Raw genomic sequence first — 20071 nt, 5'->3', positions numbered from 1 at the left:
ATCAGACAGCGTATTCCATGCTCGTCCTATAATTTCCAAATCCTCTCCAAGCATAAACAGGCTCTAGCTCTTCATCCGCTAAAGAGACTGTAAATATCATGTATTCATCAATGTATTCGATCGATATACAGCGCTCTTGAAACTGATCGAAGTTTCCAGCTAGCTGCTTGTGGCATTTAGCATACACTTGCAATTCAACCTGACCCAATTTTCACCGCCAAAACACAGTACTGCTGCCCCAATTATACCTCGATTTCACTTTAATTCACCAAGGAAGCTTTAACTCCACTGACACATCAAACTTCATAAAAACATCGAAAAATATGGCTTTGTCGATTAATCCATGTGACACATCGTCATAATAATCGAATAGATTGAGCGGGGATCATTGGTTTAAAGAACTTGAAACTAACTTTCAAAGGAAGCAATTGAGAAATTCAGAAAGATGAATTGATTTTATTGCTTAATATAGAGTGCCACATGTGAAAGTGATTTTGTTTGGTATCCGTAGGTAGCATCCACTAACAAAAACGACCTCATCTATAAATAGATGAGGTCGTTTTTGTTAGTTAGATCAATTAATCTTCTTCTATTTCTTTACGGTTTTTCTTGAAAAGCTTGGATAATAGTTCGTAAGCGATCGGAACAACAATCAGTGTCAATAACGTTGAACTGATTAAACCACCGATTACTGTAATACCAAGACCTTTGGAGATCAAACCGCCACCGCCGCCTGATCCAATTGCTAATGGAATTAGTGCACCGATCGTAGCAATCGCAGTCATAAGAATTGGACGTAAACGCGTCACACCCGCTTCAAGAACTGCTTCACGCATTTTCAAACCGCTACGTTCCATACGGATAATACGGTCTACTAGTACAATCGCGTTCGTAACAACGATACCGATTAACATTAATAGCCCCATCATGACCGATACAGAGATTGTTTCACCCGCGATTAATAAACCAACAAATGAACCAATGACTGCAAATGGTAACGAGACGAGAATCGCGAATGGTGCGACGCCCTCACGGAATGTTACAACCAGGATGAAGAAGACAATTGCGACTGCCGCAAGCATTGCCACAATAAGTTGTGTAAATGTTTCCGTCATATCCGCTGCCACACCAGCAACACCGACCGTAACACCTTTAGGTAAATCAAGTTTATCAATTGCTTTATCTACTTCAGATGTCGCTTTTGAAATATCAGCATCAATGATTGTTCCTGAAACTGTTGCGTAATATTCACCTTGGCTTCGAGCAAGTGCATTTAACGTTGTCCCTTCCTCAACTGTTACCAGCTCAGAAAGTTTCATTGTCGTACCGAGTGCTGTCGGTATCTCTGTCGCCAAAAGATCATCGATTGATTTTGGTTGTACAGCTTCTTCTTGCTGCACGATTACTTCTAATGTATTTTTATCTTTTTCAACCGTTGTTAATACATCGTTTGTACGCATCGGGTTTAGCATCATGACGATTTGCCCCGTTGTTAAGCCATACTGCAGTAATTCATCTTGCTCTACTTTGAATTTGTATTCAACGTAAGCATCTTTTGCACTTGAAGAAACATCTTCTAAGCGATCGTTTTCATTTATAACACCTTCTACCATTTTTACAGCTTCATTTAGTTTATCTAAATTTTCACTGTAGAATGTGTAGCTAACCCCACCCGTAGGCATTGACATTGAAGTGAAGTCTTGGCTCTTCCATTCGCCTGATTGACCAATGTCGAACACATAGTCTTCAATTTCCGTACGAGCTTCCGCAAAGTTCTTCATATCCGGGTCGAAAATGAGGTACATTAAAGCGCCACCAGATCCTCCGCCCATCATCGCGGACATTGCATCGCCGGAATCAGTAACAGATAGTTGAACAATGTCAATATCTTTATTTTTCAATAACTTTTGTTCTACAATTTCAATATTTGCTAACGTATCTTCCATTAGCTCGCCTGTTTCCGGCGTGTACGTTAAGTACATCACTTTTTCTTCTTCACTACCCATAAAGCTAAAACCAATTAATGGCGTTAATGCCACACTGCCTGCCAACATAACGACAGCAATTAGTGAAGTAATGACTTTATGGTTTAATGTCCAGCCCAGAACACCTTTGTACCATATAGCTAATTTACCGACCTCTTTATGGCGGCTTTCTGTCTTCTCACTATATAACTTTTTCTTAAATAAGAAGTGAGATAATGCAGGTACAATTGTAATGGCAACAATTAACGAAGCAACAAGCGCAAACGTCATTGTTAATGCAAACGGTAAGAATAGCTCACCGACCATACCACCAACGAAAATAAGTGGCGCAAATACCGCAACTGTCACTAATGTTGAAGACATGATTGGTTTGAACATTTCAATCGTCGCTTCACGCACAAGTGCCCGGCCTGATAATTTTTCTGTTTTTAAATGCAAACGACGATAAATATTTTCAACGACGACAATCGAGTCATCGATTACACGTCCGATGGCAACCGTAATCGCACCAAGCGTCATAATATTTAACGTAATACCCAACCAGTTTAGTAACAGTAAAGCCATGAAAATCGAAACTGGAATGGATATGATCGAAATAATTGTTGATTTGAAATCACGAAGGAACAGAAGAATGATTAAAATGGCGATCAAACCACCAAATAACGCTTTTTCAATCATCGTTGATACTGAAGCTTCAATTGGCGCACCTTGGTCAAGTGATACATCGATGACAAGACCGTCTATTGTTTTCTGTTCTTCTTTAATTAAGTCCTTCACAGCGTTTACAACATCAACTGTGTTTGCTTGTTGCCCTTTAATAATTTGAATGGCAATGGCATTTTCACCGTTTGTACGTGAAACCGACTCTTCTCTACCTACGACATCAATTGTAGCAATATCGCTAAGCTTCACAAATGGTGCTGTGTTTGTTGCGGATGGTGTTACAGGAATAAGCATTTCCTTTAATTCATCAGCAGTCATGAACTTGCCGTCTACTGAAACAGCTTGCTCACCTTCTTCAAACTCGTAAAGACCCAGTGACACAGCTAAATCACTTGCTTCGATCATTTGCTTGACTGTATCTGGCGTTATGCCCAGTGCAGCCATCTTTTCATCTTTATACGTAAGTTGCACTTCTTCAATATGCTGACCTGCAATCGTTGCAGATGCAATTCCATCGATTTTCTCGATTTTCGGAAGTAGTATTTCCTCTACTGTTGACGTTAATTCAACAATATCTTCTGTTTGACTACTTACACTTAGTGCGACAACCGGCATCATATTCATGCTAATTGCTGTAATCGTTGGCGCTTGTGCTCCTTCTGGTAAAGACACTGCATCTAGTGCGGAAGTTAATGCACGTTTCGCCTCTTCCATATCTATGCCATATTCGTATTCCACTTGAATACTTGACATATTAGAATAAGAATTTGAAAAAACGGCTTTCACATGTTCAAGATTGTCTACCGCTTTCTCTAATGGAATGGAGACATCTTTCATCACTTGCTCTGGAGTAGCTCCAGGATAGACACCCATTACCATTAAGTAAGGAATTGATATATCTGGCAACGTCTCCGTTTTCATTTGTGTACTTGAATATATACCGGATACAACAATGATAATTGTAAGTAGCCATACTGCTAATTTATTCTTTAGGACAAAATTGACTAACCCTTTCATTCTTACACCTTCCCCAAATTGACTTTACGAACTCAAATATTTATACTAATGACTAACGAGTCAGTTGTCAATGATAAACCCTAGGAGCGATATAATCATAATGATAAAAAAACAACTAATTATGGATAAGGCTTTAGAACTTTTTGCAGAACAAGGTTTTGAAGCTACCTCTGTACAACAGATAACAGCACATTGCGGGATTTCTAAAGGCGCCTTCTACCTATCTTTCAAGTCAAAGGACGAATTGATTTTAGCATTGATTGATCATTTTATGATCCAATTTATAACCAGTATTGACTACGAAGTCAATACCACGAAAAATGATGAAGATTTGTTATTCAATTTTTATTACACGACTTTCGATTCTTTTCATAAGCACTCTGACTTTGGCAAAATTCTTATTAAAGAACAAATGCAATCATTTAACGAAGAGTTCATCTTAAAAATTCGTGCATACGATCAATTGATGGAGAAAGTAATTTTATCGATGGTTGAACGATTATACGGCGAAGAAATTGAACAGATAAAGCACGATTTAATTTACTGCATTAAAGGCTTTATGAAAAACTATTCAGAGTTATTTTTATTCTATAACTTGCCATTAGATTCGAAATTACTTGCTCAATCGCTGGTTGAGAAAACGAATATACTAGCCAAGCACATTACCCTTCCATTTATTTCAAACGAGCTAGTTCAACTGTTTAAACAACCAATGCAGGAAGAAACAACAAAGGAGCAAATCCTTGAAATCATTGAACAAAATATAAAAGAAATTGAGGATTCTGTTGAAAAAGAATCGTTAATTCTGCTTAAGCAACAGCTACTTAAACCTACTTTAAGTCCTGCTCTTGTGAAAGGGTTACTCGAAAACATTCGAAATCATCCTCATTGTAAATGGGTGGCTTATTTACTTCGGAATTATTTTGGGTTTTAAATGACATAGGATTAGACTTTTGGGCAGGTCAATTGTACTCGCCATTAATTATGGAAATACGAAACAAATCCTTGAATCTGCTCGGAATTTTTACAAAGATAACACTGACTTTAATGATAAAATCACCACTATTGATAGGAACGATGAAATAATTGCCCCAAAATCAACAAGACATAGTTGAGGAAGCAACAAAAGCGTTAATGCAAGCAGATAAAAATTCGATAGTCTATCAGACAAATAATGAACGCATTGTTATCGAAGTCCAAAAATCTACTGAGCTAAGAGGATTGGTCAGTTGAAAATTTGTATGAAGGTGTGCTACTTCTCACTTCATTTGAAATCTCCTTTAAGGGAAAACAACAACACTAGTGAATATCCCATAACACAATACTACAAAGAGCCCTTGGAAACTCTTACTGGAGTTCCCAAGGGCTCAAAATCTATTAAACATACTATTCAAATATAGGGCATTGTTTTGCTAAGATCTACACTAAGAAAAGGACAACAGGATCGTGAAAAATCAGTTGCAAAATGGAATATCCAGCGCGATCTTTTGCTTTGACATCAAGGACACCCAATAAAGGTAACATAAAGAATGGATTTATCATGTTGGGAAGTGCTTCTGAAGCATTGTATACTTGCACAATCCAGGCCATGCTCATATTTAATCCTTTTGCGGCAGCGAGCAAGTACGGCGCTTCCACAATCCACTTTCCACCGTCTGAAGGGAGTAACAACCCTAGAATGGCTGAGTATATTCCGGCAATAAATGGAGATTAGGTATTAAAACGAAAAAAGATGCGTATAATTCTTTTACGCTAAGAAATTTTCTGCAACTATTTACAGAAGATAGCTCTTTCTCTAAGTGAAAGTATTTATATACTAAATTAGGCATATAATTACGACACAATTCAGTATTAAGTGAGTAGGATATAAAGAAATTCCGAAATCAACGCGAACCCAGCCTTCTTAACTAACGCAATGCTAATACGTACCTAATACATCTGTTACAACACCTAAAAAAACGCTTGGATATTTAATATCTAAGCGTTTTTGAATAGATTGGCTACAAAATCCTAAACTTAAAATCTTACTTGCTACTATGCCAAGTACGCTTCGCGGACTTCTTCATTAGTAATCAAATCATAGCCGTTTCCTTGAAGTTTTATTTCTCCTGTTTGAATAACATAACCTCTATGCGCAATTTGCAGCGCTTGATAAGCATTTTGTTCCACAAGTAAAATGGTTATGCCTTCTCGATTTAATTCTTTTATGATTTCAAAAATTTGTTCCACAATTATTGGGGCAAGCCCCATTGAAGGTTCGTCTAGCATTAATAAATCCGGTTCCATCATGAGTGCTCTCCCAATGGCAAGCATTTGCTGTTCCCCTCCGCTCATCGTACCGCCCTTTTGCTCGATACGATCTTTTAATTTCGGGAAATAGTGAAATACTCTTTCCATTCTTTCATTAATCACATTTTTATTTTTCACAGAGAATGCTCCCATTAGCAAATTCTCCTTAACCGACAGTTTCGAAAAAATCCTTCTACCTTCGGGAACATGAGCAATTCCTAATAAAGTCGTTTCATGGGCAGGCTTGTTTGAGATTTCCTGTCCATTATATATAATGTTGCCAGTCTTTACTTTCACCAATCCGCTTATGGTTTTTAGTGTGGTTGATTTTCCAGCTCCATTACTACCTATAAGTGTTACAATTTCTCCCTTTTTCACTAACACGTCTATACCCTTTAAGGCATGTATACCACCATAATAGGATTCAACATTTACTAATTGAAGCATATAGTGTCCCCCTATCCCGTTTGAATAGCTCCCGATCCTAGGTATGCTTCTATAACCTTTGGATTATTTCTGATGTTCTCAGGCTTACCTTCCGCAATTTTTTCGCCATGATCCAATACAACAATATGTTCGGAGATTTCCATGACGAGCTTCATATCGTGCTCAATCAAGATAACGGTTAGATTGAATTCATGTTTCATGCTCTGTATAAGCTGAGTTAGATTTTTTGTTTCTTTTGGATTCATGCCTGCCGCAGGTTCATCTAATAATAAAACCTTTGGATTAGCAGCAAGGGCTCTTGCAATTTCCAGTCTTCTTTGTGCGCCATAGCTTAGATTACATGCTTTTTCATTTAAAAGATGAGCTAGTCCTACATATTCCAATAAGTTATATGCATTCATTTCTGAAGCCTTCTCTTCCTTCCGAATGGCAGGAAGATTTAATAAAATACCCATTAGACCTGCTTTTAAATGGGTATGCATACCAACGAGGACATTTTCAAGTACTGACATTTCATTAAACAAACGGATATTTTGAAATGTCCTCGAAATCCCTTTTTTTGAAACGTCATGCGGCTTTAATCCGTTTATTTTTTCATTTTCAAGGAGGATTATGCCCGACGTTGGCTGATAAATACCGGTTATCATATTAAAAAATGTTGTTTTTCCAGCACCATTCGGTCCAATAACTGCTGTAATTGAGTTTTTCTCTACTGTCATTGATACATCTTGATTTGCTGTTAGACCGCCAAATTTTTTTGTTATATTTCGAACTTCTAAAATAGACAATTACTGCACCCCCTTCTGCTACAGCTTCTCATTTTCCGATTGTTCCTGCGTTGTTACTAACTTAGCTTTCCTATTTACTCCTTGTAAATCCTTTTCGATAAATATACGGTTTTTTGCTGGCAAGAGTCCCTTTGGTCTATATAAAGCAAAGAGGATTAATAGGGCTCCAAATATGAAACGTTGCATTTTAGCTGGTGATAATGCATATGGAATCGAAATTATCCCCGACAAGCTTAGTTGATTTAACCAATTTGTCATTTCCGTCAATACTTGGAGATTCAGAATCGTCATAACGGCCGCCCCAAGAATAACGCCCGGGACACTTCCCATACCACCCAAAACCACCATTACTAATATCGTAATTGACTCAAGTAGTGTAAAGCTTGTAGGGTCTACAAATGCTTGTTTAGCAGCAAAGACGACACCCATCATCCCTGAGAAGGTAGCACCAATCGCAAACGCCATTAGTTTTGTCCGAACTAAAGGTACACCCATAGCTTGAGCAGCTATTTCATTTTCCCTAACAGCCTTCCACGAACGCCCTATTTTGGAGTGTTCAAAACGACGAACTGTAAAGATCGTGAAAAATAGGAGAACAAGTACAATGTAATAAAATTGGCTAGGATATAGGAAATCGATCCCAAATAATCTAGGTGGAGTTACGGAAGAAATCCCCATTGCACCGTTTGTTATATTAATGGGGCGATCTAGATTATTAAATATAATTCTAATGATCTCTCCAAAACCTAACGTAACAATAGCTAGATAATCTCCCTTAACCCGGAGAACTGGAATTCCAAGTAGAATTCCAAACAACGCAGCTACCAATCCACCTATGATAATAAATAGCCAAAAGCTTTCTCCCGATAAAGGGAAAGTTCCAAATGGCATAAAATTAGATGCTTGCGCTGTAGCAAAAATACCATATGTGTATGCCCCAACTGCAAAAAATGCTACAAAACCCAAATCAAGAAGCCCAGCCATACCAACTACAATATTTAATCCTAAAGCCATAGCAATATAGATACCAACAAGTGTCGAAACTTCCATGTAAGATTGATAAGCATCACCATTACTAGCTGTGAACGGCAGTAAAAACACTAGTACAAAACCCGCTATCAACCATTTTGTGAGATTAGTAAACTTTGTAAAATATAGTAGTAATAACGAAGTTAATAGAAGTAGAAAGGCGGCAACTGACTTCTGTGCCGTATATAAACTTAGTGATGTAACTCCGATGTAAATTAGAAGAAAGATTCCATGCGCAAGTTTGTTTTGTTCATATTTTTTCCATAGAGTTTTCAATCTTCTCACCTACACTTTCTCAGTGACCGGTTTGCCTAATAAGCCCTCCGGTTTAAAAAGTAACACGATGATCAATATCGCAAACGCAAACACATCTTTGTATTCGGCACCAAATACTCCACCAGTTAAAAGTGTTAAATTAGCAGATGCAAACATTTCTAATACCCCAAGTAGTAAACCGCCAATCATTGCGCCACGAATATTTCCTATGCCCCCTATTACTGCCGCGGTAAATGCCTTCAACCCAAGAATAAATCCAATATAAGGATCTATGGTTCCGTATTGTACAGCAAATAATACCCCCGTTGCGCCCCCAAGAGCAGATCCTACAAAAAAGGTTATTGAAATAACTTTATTCACATTTACTGTCATCAAGGAAGCTGTTTCTCGATCTTGTGCAACAGCCCGCATCGCCATTCCCCATCTTGTCCTATTCACAAATATATCTAGAGCAATCATCATAATTACCGCTGTAACTAACACAATAATAAATGATGTTTTTATAGATGCATCATTAAAAATGGAACTTATGGAAGAAGTTTTAATCAAAACTTGTTCTGTAAAAAGACTAGGTCCCGTTACAATGTAGTTTCCTTTTGTTAATTCTGCTATGAATCTTACAATATCTTGTAATAAAAATGAAATGCCAATCGCTGTAATAAGCGGGATTAATCTAGGTGCATTGCGTAATGGTCTATATGCCAATCTTTCAATACCCATCCCCAAAAAACCTGTAAGGAAAGCAGTTACAATGAGTACAATAATTAGCATAACAATGGCAGGTAGCGCCGCCCCCCATCCAGTGCCTGTCATAAAGATTAATAGGGCTGTCCCAATAAAAGCACCTGTCATAAAGATTTCCCCGTGTGCAAAGTTAATTAATTCTAATATCCCATAAACCATTGTGTACCCTAAAGCAATTACAGCATACACAGTTCCTAGGGCAAGGCCATCAATCAAGACTTGCGGGATCGTTTGTATTATTTCGTTCAGCATAAGCTACCTCCTTGTCCAAGGTGTATAAAAGAAAGCGCAAGGCGCCGCACAGCTCCGACAGACATAAGCCGGTCTGACTTATGACCGAGGAGCTGGCGCCTGGAGCTAGACAGTCAAAATGAATCGTACCCTTCCAAGCTACTTAATTTTCGACTTCACCTTCTAATTGCGGTGGATAACTAGCTTCTTTATAATTAAAAATAAATACTTTTGCATACTTATTGTCGCCAATGTCATCAAAGCTTACTGTTGTCAACACACCTTGATAATCTTTTATTCCACGAACAGCATCTCTTACTTGCTCGCGTGTCGGCAATTTATTATTATTTGCTGTAATTGCATTCTCGATACCTTTTAATACCACTCCCATAGTGTCATAGCCGTATACTGAGTATGCTTCTGCATCACGATTGTTAATTTCTTTGTACCTTTCCATAAACTCTTTTCCAGCTTCTGATTCAGCAGGATCTCCTGCTAGAGTAGTAATGTACGTATTTTTAATTGCATCTCCAGCAATTTCAACGAGTGTAGAAGAATCTAATCCGTCTCCACCCATAATCGGGATATCAATACCTTTTTCTCTCGCTTGTTTTATTAATAGCCCGCCTTCTGCGTAGATTCCCCCGAAGTATACTAGATCTGGTTTCTTAGAAAGGATTTGGTTTAGAACTCCATTAAAATCTTTCTCTCCAAGCGTAATCCCTTCAAACCCAAGAATTTCAGCTCCTGCATCTTCAGCACCTTTTTCGAAGGCTTTCGCAAGCCCCGTACCGTATGCTGTTTTATCTTGAACGATAAAGATTTTCTTTGCTTTTAAAGTGTTAACTGCATAATCAGCCCCTGCTGGACCTTGAGAATCATCTCGAGCAACAATACGATTCACTGTTTTTAATCCTCTATCTGTAACTTCAGTTGCTGAGTTGGCTGGTGAAACCATTGGAATACTGTATTTTTCATATACTTCTGAAGATGGGATAGCAACACCTGAGTTGAAGTGACCGACAACTGCGAATATAGATTTATCTGCACCTATTAATTGAGCATTGGCCACCCCTTTTTTGGGATCGGCTTGGTCATCGAAAGGGACGAGTTGCAACTCAAATCCTAATTCTTTAAACTTTTCCTTTTGGTCGTCTAATGCAAGCTGTGCACCTAGCTTAATTACTTCTCCAATTGCGGCACTACCTCCTGATAGTGGTGTCTGAGTAGCGACTTTAATAATCGGTAAATCTTTTCCCCTAGTCGTTTTGGGCTTTGAACCACAGCCCACTAACATACCTACCACCAAAACTCCCGCTAACAATAAAGCTAAAGATTTTTTGACCTTCATGTTGACCCCCCATTCTTCTTAATTGAAGTACAAGCCTTTGTATATGTATATTGATTAGAAACAAGAATTAGGACAGATTATTCATTTTTATTTTCAGGAATTTAGTTCCAGTTAAGCACAATAATGAGAAATCCACAAAAGAATGTTTGTTTTGTGCCATATTCAATAAAAAAACCTCTCCCCAGTTCAACCAGTGAACCGAGAGAAGTCTATGATTTAAGCTGCCTACGGCAAATGTTAACTAAAGTTGGATGCAAGTCCAAGATATCCCGTTATTTTTACGGACGCGTAATGAATCTGTAATCAAATTGCTGTTGTACTTGCATATTCAGTTCTCTACTATTAAACGTATAGGCATTGACCAGTCAATGATTAATAGAAAAGGTGGCTGAAATACATAATGAGAAAAATTGCATGTTCACTACTTTTAGCAGGCACTTTAGTATTCGGAATGGCAAATAGCGATGTAGAAGCGAGCACGCATACAGTTAAAAATGGGGAGTCACTATGGAACATTTCAAAATCAAGCAAGGTATCCATATCCAATCTAAAAAAATGGAATAACTTAACGTCAGATTCACTCTATCCAAATCAAATCTTACAAACATCAGCTAAGAAAACCAATTCAGCGTCTAACGGCATTTCAGCAAAAAAGGGAACCTTTAAGACAAAATCCAATGTCAATGTGCGTTCCGCTGCTGGTACAACAAATAAGGTTGTTGCTAAGGTAAAAAAAGGGACGACGTTAACTGTTTCACAGCAAAAAAAGTTGGGGAACGATGTTTGGTTTCACGTAAAAGTTAACAAAACATCCGGATGGATACTTAGTTCTCTTTTAACAAGTGCAAACAAATCAACTTCCAAATCATCCACTGCTTCTCAAAACGTTGTTGATCAGGCAATGAAGCTAAGGTTTATACCCTACCTATTTGGCGGGACGACAAAAAACGGCTTTGACTGTAGTGGTTTCGTACAATATGCTTTCAAACAATCAGGGAAAAAAATCTCACGCACCACGCTTAGCCAATTTGCGCAATCGAAGAAAGTAACCTCGCCCAAACCAGGTGATTTGGTCTTTTTCAAAAATACATATCGTAAAGGCATTTCACACGTCGGCATTTACATTGGCAATAATAAGTTCGTGCATGCTGGGGGCAAGCAGTCGCAAGTAACAAGCTTAAGTAACAGCTACTGGAAATCAAAATTTGATAGTTTTAAACGGCTGTAAAAAGAAACCCTGACTCGTAAAACCAATGGAATCCGTTATGAATGCGATTATTCTAACAGCCGTATTATCTGCAGGTAACTCTGGCATGTATACGTCCACTCGCGTTCTTTGGGACTTGGCGCACGAAATAAAAGAGCTTCCAAATCGTACAAAATGGTTCCTGCTTGGTCCATTATTGGTGCTATTTCTATGTATTTTCATTATTTTAGATCAAAACTTTCAAGCTTTCATGGGTAGCGGAATTGATTGGAATAGCGTAGTCATTCCCTACGTCGGTTTACTATTGTTCTTAATCGTTTGGCTAGTCTATAAAGTAGAACACAAATCAAAATTGATTCCATTGAAAGACTGTGATTTTGAAAACAAATACCCATAAGTAAAACAGCTGAAAGAAAAGGAAATCCTTTTCTTTCAGCTGTTTTTTCCTTTTTTTAAAGAACCCCAACTTTCAGCTTGCCATTGTCTCAATGTCTCCTGTTATTTTGCGTTTCATTTCTGGAATTTGAGATTGATTTCAACGATTTCAGCACGGCTACCGATTCTAAGAGGGGGGCCCCATGTACCAAAACCAGAAGTTACGATTGAGTGAAGCTGACCTTTCATTATGTGGCCATAATGATTTTCAAAAATCCATCGAGTAATTAGATTAGCTGGAAATAGTTGACCTCTATGCGTATGTCCCGATAACAGTAAATCGATGCCACTGTCACTTGCCTCGTCAAATTCAACGGGCTGGTGGTCCATCATAATCATTGGTTTGTTTTGGTCTAAGTCGGCAACTAATGCAGTTGTTGTAATCCTACTCTTTGCCGCCAGATCTTTTCGACCAATGATGTAAAAGTCATCGGAAACGAGTGCTGTTTCGTCTGCTAGTACATGGATGCCGATTTTATCCATTTCGATAACTAATTGATCAACATCATTGCCATAATAATCATGATTCCCAGGTACTGCGTAAACGCCAAGTGGTGCATGAAGTTTCCCTAATATTTTCCCCATCTCTTTATCCAGGTATGGAGCAATGTAGTCATCGATAATATCACCAGGAATTAAGATTAGATCGGGGCGTAATACCTCAATTTCGGCAACTAAACGTTCCAAATGCTTTTCACCGACAATGCTTCCGAGATGAAGATCGGATACAACGACAAGTTTTAACTCTTTTTCTGTAGCTGGTTTATCAATAGCTACCTCATACGTTGTGACAACGGGACTCCAAGCATTGTACGAACCGTAGATAAGCACAACAACAAAGAATAATATCGTCCCTAATCCGATTTGAAAAATCCATTTCTTTTTCAATAAGCAGATCGCGAGATTGATCAAAGGTAATAATAGTAAACTATAGCCAAAAATCACGAGCCAAAATCCGCCGATGAATTGGATAGGTACCCATGACCAAAACCGTCCGATGAAAAAGGACAAACTAAGTAAGATCATGAGCATTATATAGGTTTTCTTGAAGGCAGCAAATTGCGTTGTTTTCAGCCATACCCAGCCATTGTATCCGATATAAAAACATAACAGTAAATAGATCACTAAGACGAGCAAAATTAATAAAATAGTTGTAAATGACATCTGTTGTTTCCCTCACTTTATCACATCAATTACCGAACAAAGTTAGAGAGTAATGGTAACCGTAAAAATTGTTCCCTTCCCCTTCTCGCTTTGTATAGTTTTTTTAGCCATGAAGATCAATGATTATTTTTGCGATAGATAAACCTAGTCCGCCACGGTATTCACCTAAAAAAAGTACCTAAGTAACATCCAAAGATGCAACCAGGGTACTTTACTTTTAACTATTCTATCGTATTATTGTTCGCCGCTCAATTTAACAAGAATCTTCGCTTGCGTTTTGTCATTCGTTAACGCATCAAAACCTTTTTCAACAAGCTCTTCAAGCTCAATACGGCTCGTAATAATTTCTTTAGGGTTAATTTCGCCAGAATCCATCATATCAATTGTTTTCTGGAATACTGCAGGCTCATAAGCTAGTGTTGATGTAATTTTAATACCTGAAGCCGTTAAATCCATTGGTGAGAAGGAAACTGGTTTCGGGAATATAGATACAATAACAACCGTCCCCCTCGTTTTTGTGATTTTAATTGCCTGGTTCAACGTAATTTCTACGCCAGCTACCTCGAACGAGACATCAAAGCCTTCAGGTTCAATCTCTTTTCCAACTTCCAAAGGATTCACTTTACCTGAGTTGAACACATGTGTAGCTCCTACTGCCAACGCCTTTTCCAAGCGCTCTTCAGACAAGTCAAATACAACAATTTTGTTAGCACCCTGTGCTTTTGCAGCAATGATTGTCAATAATCCAATCGGGCCAGCACCAAATACAGCAACCGTTTGACCAGCTTGCAATCCGCCTTCTTTCACGGCCTGTACAGTAACTGCCATCGGTTCTACAAGTGCGCCTTCTTCAAGAGATAAACCTTTCGGAAGTGCATAAACGTTTTTCTCAGATACGACTGCAAAGTCTGCAAATCCACCGTCAGAACCTAGTCCAACAAACGTGAAGCCATCATATATATCATACTCAGACGATTTAGTGCCATATGTAATCAACGGATTGATAACGACACGATCTCCTGCTTTAAAGCGTGTCACATCAGAACCAACTTCCTCAACAATACCTGAAAACTCATGCCCTAACGTTAGTGGCGCTTCCTGGTTTGTCAATGGATCCGGACCATTTCCTGGAATTAATACTGGGCCTTCATGGTATTCATGCAAGTCACTGCCGCAAATACCAGTCCATGCCACTCGTACTTTTACATCATTTGCAAGAACTTCTTTCACTTCACGCTCTTCAACACGAATATCATTGGCTTTATACCATACTGCTGCTCTCATTGATAATTCATCTCCTTAAGTTGTTTGCATAGTTATCATACACCTGAATCAATTTCATAATGCGTACTTTTAAAAAATCATAAAGAAACAGAATTTGAAATGATTTCTTAAAAAAACGAATGAAATAGACGATTATGCTGTTGCGGATAGTTGAAGCTGTGTAAGACGATCAACTGCAAGTTTACTGGCATTGTATGCAATATGAACCAAGTCGAAATGAACTTTGGCTTTGACTCCGGTACAATGATAAATCTGATCTAGCAGAAAAAAGCCTTTTAGATAAGCATTTACACGTTCAACGGAACTTCGTTCCTTATAAATTTCATCCCATTTCATTGACCCACGTGCTGGTGCTGTGTAACGTCTTAGATCGCCAGAAATTTTCTTTTTATAGATTTTCTGACATAAACTGTCGTTAGCTAATGGGCAGTCCTTACATTCGTTTGGCCGTGTGTATTTCAACGTTTTGTACTTCGCATCGAAGCTATCATAACGATAGGAATGTTCCCGCACGCATGTGGGTGCGAAATGCTCATCAAAGCCTATTGGCTCGGGCTCGTTCTTCTTATTATAAGCAATGATAGATTGCGCTCCATTACGATAAATCTGTTCATAAATTGGTTGGTAGTCGTAACCAGCATCCATTGTCACATGTTTTATTTTCAATAACGGAAGGCGTTCTTTAGTACCTTTTAATAATGGGATTGCAGCTTTTCCATCGTTAAGATTACCAGAGGAAAACAGAGATTGAAGAATGTATTGGCTCTTCGTCCCAACTGCCAGATGACATTTGAATCCGTACCAAAATACGTTTTTCCCTTCACTGTTCTTCTTTATTCCCCACTTTGGTTGTGTGGGAACTGAGGAACGAAGTTCCTTAAGCGGTATATCAAGTTGGTATTCAATTTTCTTTTCGTAAACCGGAAGATTCGCTTCTATTTCGGCTTTATCAATTAGCCATTGTTCACGTTCCTCTTTCTTTTTACGCCCTCGTTTTTGGGGTTCTTTTTCAACCTTATCTGATTTATATGGAGCACGATCACGTGCTTCTACATGCGTTGCATCAATGGCTATCGTTTCATCTGAGACGAAACCTTCTGATATAGCCTGAAGAAGTAGGCTTTCTTGAACAATTTCTAACGCATCAGAATCGCTAATCAATGTGATCATACGTGAATAAGAAGCTTCGGATGGGATTTCATCTGATACCAAGAATCCACAATCAACTTTAAATCGTAAGTCTGTAGAGAGACGTTTTACTAAGTCTTTAATAAAAGGAATACGCTCGGTGATTCGGATGATCAATGAATAGATCATTGCAGAGTAATTAAGCGATTGTTTAGGTCCGAATCTAGACTTTTTCATTACTACGTCAAGGATCGGATGAATCTCAATACCGGATAAAATTGAATTAAATCGATGGGTAGGTTCCAAATCAAATAAAACTTTCATGTCAAACAGGCTTTCTTGTCGTATAATAGGCATAGAGCATTTCTCCAGTCTGTTAATGTGTGTGTCAGAACTCTCATTATACAGGATTTGGGGAGGTGCTCTATTTTCTTGCCGTTTTATACTTAGAGCCGCAAGGGCTCAGAGATATGAAATTGATTCACCTAATTAAACAATTCATTAAACGATAGACTTATAATACGCGGATTGTATTATAAGAATTGTGTGCGCAACTGTTTCCAAACCCCTCTTCTAATCCCTTCCATCACCTATTTATGTTATCATTAACGTTGTTCAAAAAAAGAGGTTCGAAAACTCCCTCTCTAAAAAACTAAGGAGATGTTTTATAGTGAAAAATGAAAAAGCGGTTGTCGTCTTTAGCGGCGGCCAAGATAGTACGACATGCCTGTTTTGGGCATTGAAAAATTTCCGTGAAGTTGCTACGGTGACGTTTGACTATGGTCAGCGCCATTCGGAGGAAATCGAGTGTGCTAGAAAAATTGCAGATGAGCTTGGGGTATCGTTTAAAGTACTGGATATGAATTTGATCAACCAACTGTCAGCAAATGCCTTGACGCGAGATGATATCGAAGTGAATGAAGTAGAAGGTGAATTGCCGTCGACTTTCGTTCCAGGCAGGAATCATTTATTCCTGTCATTTGCCGCGGTCTATGCAGATGCGATTGGTGCTCGGCACTTAATTACGGGTGTCAGTGAAACGGATTTTAGCGGTTATCCTGATTGCCGTGACAATTTTATAAAATCGTTGAATGTGACACTGAATTTAGCTATGGACGGGCGGTTTGTCATCCATACGCCTTTGATGTGGCTCGATAAGTCCGAAGTTTGGGCTTTGTCTGACGAACTTGGTGCGTTCGACTTTGTGCAGAACAAGACACTTACTTGCTACAACGGAGTTCCGAGTACAGGCTGCGGGAAATGTCCTGCCTGTGTGTTACGGAATGACGGTCTCGCTACCTATTTATCTAAAAAGTCTGTAGGTGTCTCTGAATGATGCAGCAATTTTATCCGCAAGTTCAGCATTCATATCGTTTTGAATTAAACAAAGACATGCATTTTTCTGCGGCACATTTCATTCCAAGCGAAGATGCTGGAAAATGCCAAGTAATGCACGGTCATACGTATTACTTAAACATAACAATTGGAGGAAATGAACTGGATTCAATCGGTTTCCTGATTGATTTCAAGGAACTCAAAAACCTCATTCATGATAAATACGATCATTCTGTGTTGAATGATCATCCTGAATTTAAGAACAATTTCCCGACGACCGAGAAATTGGCAGAACAGGTTTGCAAATCAATCCAGGAAGTTCTTCTAACTAGAAACAACAAGCCTGTCTGCCTTCAAGTCATAGTCCGAGAAACGCCGACTAGCTATGTCATCTATCGTCCTGAACAGGAGGTAGTCCTATGAAGATTCCTGTTATGGAAGTATTCGGTCCGACTATTCAAGGCGAAGGAATGGTCATGGGGTTAAAGACGATGTTTGTTCGAACAGCTGGATGTGATTATTCTTGTTCTTGGTGCGATTCCAGTTTTACTTGGGACGGTTCGGGAAAAAGCACTTCGAAACAGCCGGCAGAAATCATAGATGAACTTAAAGCAATAGGCGGACAGTCATTTTCACATGTCACAATTTCAGGTGGGAACCCTGCCCTTCATAAAGGAATTGGGGAACTTGTCGATTTGTGCCACGAACAAGGTTGGAAGGTCGCAGTTGAAACGCAAGCTTCTTTTTGGCAGGATTGGTTATTGAAAATTGATGACATCACGCTTTCCCCAAAACCACCAAGTTCAGGGATGGTGACGGATTTCAGTAAACTGGATACGTTCATGGAGAAACTGATTGAAACGACTGCTACTTTGAAAGTCGTCATTTTCGATGAAAAGGATTTCAAGTTTGCGGAAGAGGTCCATCTGCGATATCCGGCGTTTCCTTTCTTTCTACAGACAGGAAATGACGATACGACGACAACTGACGATGCACTTCTCGTTTCGACATTGTTACAACGATATGAGTGGTTAATTGATTTAACAGTCCACTCCCCTATAATGAATGATGCCAAAGTGTTGCCACAATTGCATACTCTGCTATGGGGGAATAAACGCGGCGTCTGATAAGACTTATTCATTTCTCTGTGATCAGTATTGCATCTCTATTTTTGACATATAAAGATGATTTAATAAAGAACCAAGCGTCGGAATTGTTCTAATCCGACACTTGGTTCTTTTACTTGTGAAATTCACTATAAATCGATGAAGGCAGTTTTCTAAATTGATCGGTTTGTAAAGGCAATAAAAATAATAAAAGGTCCTCTTTTGTTCCCTTCCAATCTTCCATTCTCCCCATTGAAATCACTTCAACTATTACTTTTACAACAGATTGAGCCGACACGTTGTCATTTTCCACATCTAAATTTCCTCACTATTAGCCACAATATTAACGAAAAGATCCCAACATTAAAATGGTTACCAAATTTGCGATATGTTAAAATTCTATGATAAAATAAAATCATTCAAAGAAGAAACTATAAGAGCATGCTCTTATAATCAAATATTTGAAGTGAAAGTAGACCGTTAACACGTATAATCATTACCAATAAAGTTAATCTTCAATCAGAGGGGGGTTCTTCATCCCCCACTGATTGTTTAAAGAACTTAGGCTAAGTGCGCCACGTCCTGTGGCAAAGCCTAAGTAACCAACAGGGAGGAATGAACTGCAATTCCTCCTCGTTGGCCCTAACCATTCGGGCTTTTACGGGCATTTGATCCCCCACTTATTCTTCTTGTGTCCTTTAAGACTTGAAGTGGGGGTCTTACTGCCCGTTAATGCGGGATAAAACGTACTCGTTCTGAAAATTAGATAGTTTAAGGGGTCGTTTGAAGATGATAACGGAGAATAAAGAACAAACTATATTTGATCACGCTGGAAATAAAATAAAAACAGACAGAGAAATTGATATAATCACTAGATTCGAAGAGCCATTGATAGTAATTTTAGGTAATGTTTTAAGTAACGAAGAATGTGATGAACTAATCAAATTGTCAAAGGACAAAATGCAACGTTCAAAAATTGGGAAGACTCGTGAAATAGATGAACTGAGAACAAGTAGTAGTATGTTTTTTCAAGAAAGTGAAAGTGAAAACGAAACTGTTGCTAGAGTCGAAAAGAGAATTGCGACTATCATGAATATTCCTATTGAACACGGAGAGGGAATTCAAATCCTTAAGTATACTCCTGGTCAAGAGTATAAAGCTCATTATGATTTTTTTTCATCAACAAGTAAAGTAGCAAACAATAATAGAATTAGTACGCTCATTATGTACTTAAATGATGTAGAACAAGGCGGAGAAACTTTTTTCCCTAAACTGAATCTCTCAGTAACCCCACACAAGGGTATGGCAGTTTATTTCGAGTATTTCTATAGTGATGATGATTTAAACAAGTTAACTTTACATGGTGGAGCACCAGTTATAGCCGGAGAAAAGTGGGTCGCAACGCAATGGATGAGAAAACAAAAATTAAGATAAAAAGCGCTCAATATGAGTGCTTTTTATTTTGTTAAATTCCATCAAAATTGTAAAAAAAGCAGGAATGATAATAGAAAAAAGAAAGGAGTAGATAAGGGACATTGTACTTAATTTACGAAAAACGGAAACTGTTGCATCTCAATAATTGCGGGTATACT

General features: G+C 38.4%; 18 protein-coding genes, 1 pseudogene and 1 riboswitch. Of the genes and pseudogenes, 7 read left to right on the top strand and 12 right to left on the bottom strand.

The genetic code is table 11. The features are described from left to right. Window position 1: 1 nt before the first annotated feature. On the bottom strand, window positions 2-208 hold the full coding sequence (locus MKX62_RS17745; protein ID WP_340741989.1) for a hypothetical protein: 207 nt from the start codon (window positions 206-208) through the stop codon (window positions 2-4). Window positions 209-578: 370 nt separating this feature from the next. After that, window positions 579-3665 carry an efflux RND transporter permease subunit gene (locus MKX62_RS17740; protein ID WP_340741988.1) on the bottom strand — a complete coding sequence of 1029 codons (3087 nt, stop codon included), beginning with the start codon at window positions 3663-3665 and terminating at the stop codon, window positions 579-581. A gap of 100 nt (window positions 3666-3765) precedes the next feature. On the opposite strand from MKX62_RS17740, the gene MKX62_RS17735 reads away from it, so the two are divergent. Further along, a complete protein-coding gene (locus MKX62_RS17735) occupies window positions 3766-4599 on the top strand; it encodes a TetR/AcrR family transcriptional regulator (RefSeq protein ID WP_340741987.1) in 834 nt (277 codons plus the stop codon). A 485-nt stretch (window positions 4600-5084) separates the two neighbouring features. Here MKX62_RS17735 and MKX62_RS17730 read toward each other — a convergent pair whose 3' ends face one another. The 6 genes from MKX62_RS17730 to MKX62_RS17705 all read right to left on the bottom strand — a co-directional run bounded on the left by MKX62_RS17730 (window position 5085) and on the right by MKX62_RS17705 (window position 10820). Next, window positions 5085-5303, bottom strand: coding sequence for a TIGR00366 family protein (locus MKX62_RS17730; protein ID WP_255428653.1), 219 nt, complete (start codon window positions 5301-5303; stop codon window positions 5085-5087). 396 nt (window positions 5304-5699) lie between these two features. Beyond that, window positions 5700-6401: an ABC transporter ATP-binding protein gene (locus tag MKX62_RS17725; RefSeq protein ID WP_187047565.1), complete on the bottom strand. Its 702-nt coding sequence runs from the start codon at window positions 6399-6401 to the stop codon at window positions 5700-5702. Window positions 6402-6412: 11 nt separating this feature from the next. Next, window positions 6413-7189, bottom strand: coding sequence for an ABC transporter ATP-binding protein (locus tag MKX62_RS17720; protein WP_067208570.1), 777 nt, complete (start codon window positions 7187-7189; stop codon window positions 6413-6415). Window positions 7190-7207: 18 nt separating this feature from the next. Beyond that, window positions 7208-8494 (bottom strand): branched-chain amino acid ABC transporter permease, encoded by a 1287-nt coding sequence (locus MKX62_RS17715; protein ID WP_067208567.1) that lies wholly within the window; start codon window positions 8492-8494, stop codon window positions 7208-7210. Between the two features lie 9 nt (window positions 8495-8503). Further along, on the bottom strand, window positions 8504-9490 hold the full coding sequence (locus MKX62_RS17710) for a branched-chain amino acid ABC transporter permease (protein ID WP_187047564.1): 987 nt from the start codon (window positions 9488-9490) through the stop codon (window positions 8504-8506). 142 nt (window positions 9491-9632) lie between these two features. Continuing rightward, a complete protein-coding gene (locus MKX62_RS17705) occupies window positions 9633-10820 on the bottom strand; it encodes a branched-chain amino acid ABC transporter substrate-binding protein (RefSeq protein ID WP_340741986.1) in 1188 nt (395 codons plus the stop codon). A gap of 400 nt (window positions 10821-11220) precedes the next feature. On the opposite strand from MKX62_RS17705, the gene MKX62_RS17700 reads away from it, so the two are divergent. Together MKX62_RS17700 and MKX62_RS17695 are read left to right on the top strand one after the other, a co-directional pair. Then, window positions 11221-12048 (top strand): C40 family peptidase, encoded by an 828-nt coding sequence (locus MKX62_RS17700; RefSeq protein ID WP_340741985.1) that lies wholly within the window; start codon window positions 11221-11223, stop codon window positions 12046-12048. 31 nt (window positions 12049-12079) lie between these two features. Then, window positions 12080-12424: pseudogene (locus MKX62_RS17695) on the top strand (hypothetical protein); the annotation flags it as partial. A gap of 113 nt (window positions 12425-12537) precedes the next feature. Here MKX62_RS17695 and MKX62_RS17690 read toward each other — a convergent pair. The 3 genes from MKX62_RS17690 to MKX62_RS17680 all read right to left on the bottom strand — a co-directional run bounded on the left by MKX62_RS17690 (window position 12538) and on the right by MKX62_RS17680 (window position 16395). Then, entirely contained in the window at window positions 12538-13626 is a 1089-nt protein-coding gene (locus MKX62_RS17690; protein ID WP_338652569.1) for a metallophosphoesterase, read from the bottom strand. Window positions 13627-13860: 234 nt separating this feature from the next. Next, window positions 13861-14910 carry a 2,3-butanediol dehydrogenase gene (locus MKX62_RS17685; RefSeq protein WP_340741984.1) on the bottom strand — a complete coding sequence of 350 codons (1050 nt, stop codon included), beginning with the start codon at window positions 14908-14910 and terminating at the stop codon, window positions 13861-13863. Window positions 14911-15042: 132 nt separating this feature from the next. Then, on the bottom strand, window positions 15043-16395 hold the full coding sequence (locus tag MKX62_RS17680) for an IS1182 family transposase (protein WP_338652378.1): 1353 nt from the start codon (window positions 16393-16395) through the stop codon (window positions 15043-15045). A gap of 261 nt (window positions 16396-16656) precedes the next feature. Beyond that, window positions 16657-16700: riboswitch (PreQ1 riboswitch) on the top strand. 5 nt (window positions 16701-16705) lie between these two features. Here MKX62_RS17680 and queC point away from each other — a divergent pair. From queC to queE, 3 genes are read left to right on the top strand one after another with little or no spacing between them, the layout of a single operon-like run. After that, complete coding sequence (queC, locus tag MKX62_RS17675; RefSeq protein ID WP_340742598.1) at window positions 16706-17374, top strand: 7-cyano-7-deazaguanine synthase QueC; 669 nt, start codon at window positions 16706-16708, stop codon at window positions 17372-17374. Then, on the top strand, window positions 17371-17796 hold the full coding sequence (gene queD, locus MKX62_RS17670) for a 6-carboxytetrahydropterin synthase QueD (protein WP_067208550.1): 426 nt from the start codon (window positions 17371-17373) through the stop codon (window positions 17794-17796). Before queC ends, queD begins: the two co-directional genes overlap by 4 nt. Then, window positions 17793-18500 carry a 7-carboxy-7-deazaguanine synthase QueE gene (gene queE / locus MKX62_RS17665; RefSeq protein WP_067208547.1) on the top strand — a complete coding sequence of 236 codons (708 nt, stop codon included), beginning with the start codon at window positions 17793-17795 and terminating at the stop codon, window positions 18498-18500. Before queD ends, queE begins: the two co-directional genes overlap by 4 nt. Before the next feature lie 112 nt (window positions 18501-18612). Here queE and MKX62_RS17660 read toward each other — a convergent pair whose 3' ends face one another. Next, entirely contained in the window at window positions 18613-18792 is a 180-nt protein-coding gene (locus MKX62_RS17660; protein WP_340741983.1) for a hypothetical protein, read from the bottom strand. A gap of 476 nt (window positions 18793-19268) precedes the next feature. Here MKX62_RS17660 and MKX62_RS17655 point away from each other — a divergent pair, with 476 nt between their 5' ends. Next, on the top strand, window positions 19269-19913 hold the full coding sequence (locus tag MKX62_RS17655; protein ID WP_067208541.1) for a 2OG-Fe(II) oxygenase: 645 nt from the start codon (window positions 19269-19271) through the stop codon (window positions 19911-19913). Window positions 19914-20071 lie beyond the last annotated feature (158 nt).

The sequence above is a fragment of the Sporosarcina sp. FSL K6-5500 genome (genome assembly GCF_038005665.1).
GTDB classification, from domain to species: domain Bacteria; phylum Bacillota; class Bacilli; order Bacillales_A; family Planococcaceae; genus Sporosarcina; species Sporosarcina psychrophila.
This window is presented reverse-complemented; position numbering and strand designations above follow the sequence as displayed.

What these genes read in the sequence shown, in the direction of transcription:
- queE (WP_067208547.1), top strand. Translation starts at nt 17,793, where the DNA reads ATGAAGATTCCTGTTATGGAAGTATTCGGTCCGACTATTCAAGGCGAA.
- queD (WP_067208550.1), top strand. Translation starts at nt 17,371, where the DNA reads ATGATGCAGCAATTTTATCCGCAAGTTCAGCATTCATATCGTTTTGAA.
- MKX62_RS17725 (WP_187047565.1), bottom strand. Translation starts at nt 6,401, where the DNA reads ATGCTTCAATTAGTAAATGTTGAATCCTATTATGGTGGTATACATGCC.
- MKX62_RS17705 (WP_340741986.1), bottom strand. Translation starts at nt 10,820, where the DNA reads ATGAAGGTCAAAAAATCTTTAGCTTTATTGTTAGCGGGAGTTTTGGTG.
- MKX62_RS17680 (WP_338652378.1), bottom strand. Translation starts at nt 16,395, where the DNA reads ATGCCTATTATACGACAAGAAAGCCTGTTTGACATGAAAGTTTTATTT.
- MKX62_RS17735 (WP_340741987.1), top strand. Translation starts at nt 3,766, where the DNA reads ATGATAAAAAAACAACTAATTATGGATAAGGCTTTAGAACTTTTTGCA.
- MKX62_RS17685 (WP_340741984.1), bottom strand. Translation starts at nt 14,910, where the DNA reads ATGAGAGCAGCAGTATGGTATAAAGCCAATGATATTCGTGTTGAAGAG.
- MKX62_RS17710 (WP_187047564.1), bottom strand. Translation starts at nt 9,490, where the DNA reads ATGCTGAACGAAATAATACAAACGATCCCGCAAGTCTTGATTGATGGC.
- MKX62_RS17655 (WP_067208541.1), top strand. Translation starts at nt 19,269, where the DNA reads ATGATAACGGAGAATAAAGAACAAACTATATTTGATCACGCTGGAAAT.
- MKX62_RS17740 (WP_340741988.1), bottom strand. Translation starts at nt 3,665, where the DNA reads ATGAAAGGGTTAGTCAATTTTGTCCTAAAGAATAAATTAGCAGTATGG.
- MKX62_RS17690 (WP_338652569.1), bottom strand. Translation starts at nt 13,626, where the DNA reads ATGTCATTTACAACTATTTTATTAATTTTGCTCGTCTTAGTGATCTAT.
- MKX62_RS17700 (WP_340741985.1), top strand. Translation starts at nt 11,221, where the DNA reads ATGAGAAAAATTGCATGTTCACTACTTTTAGCAGGCACTTTAGTATTC.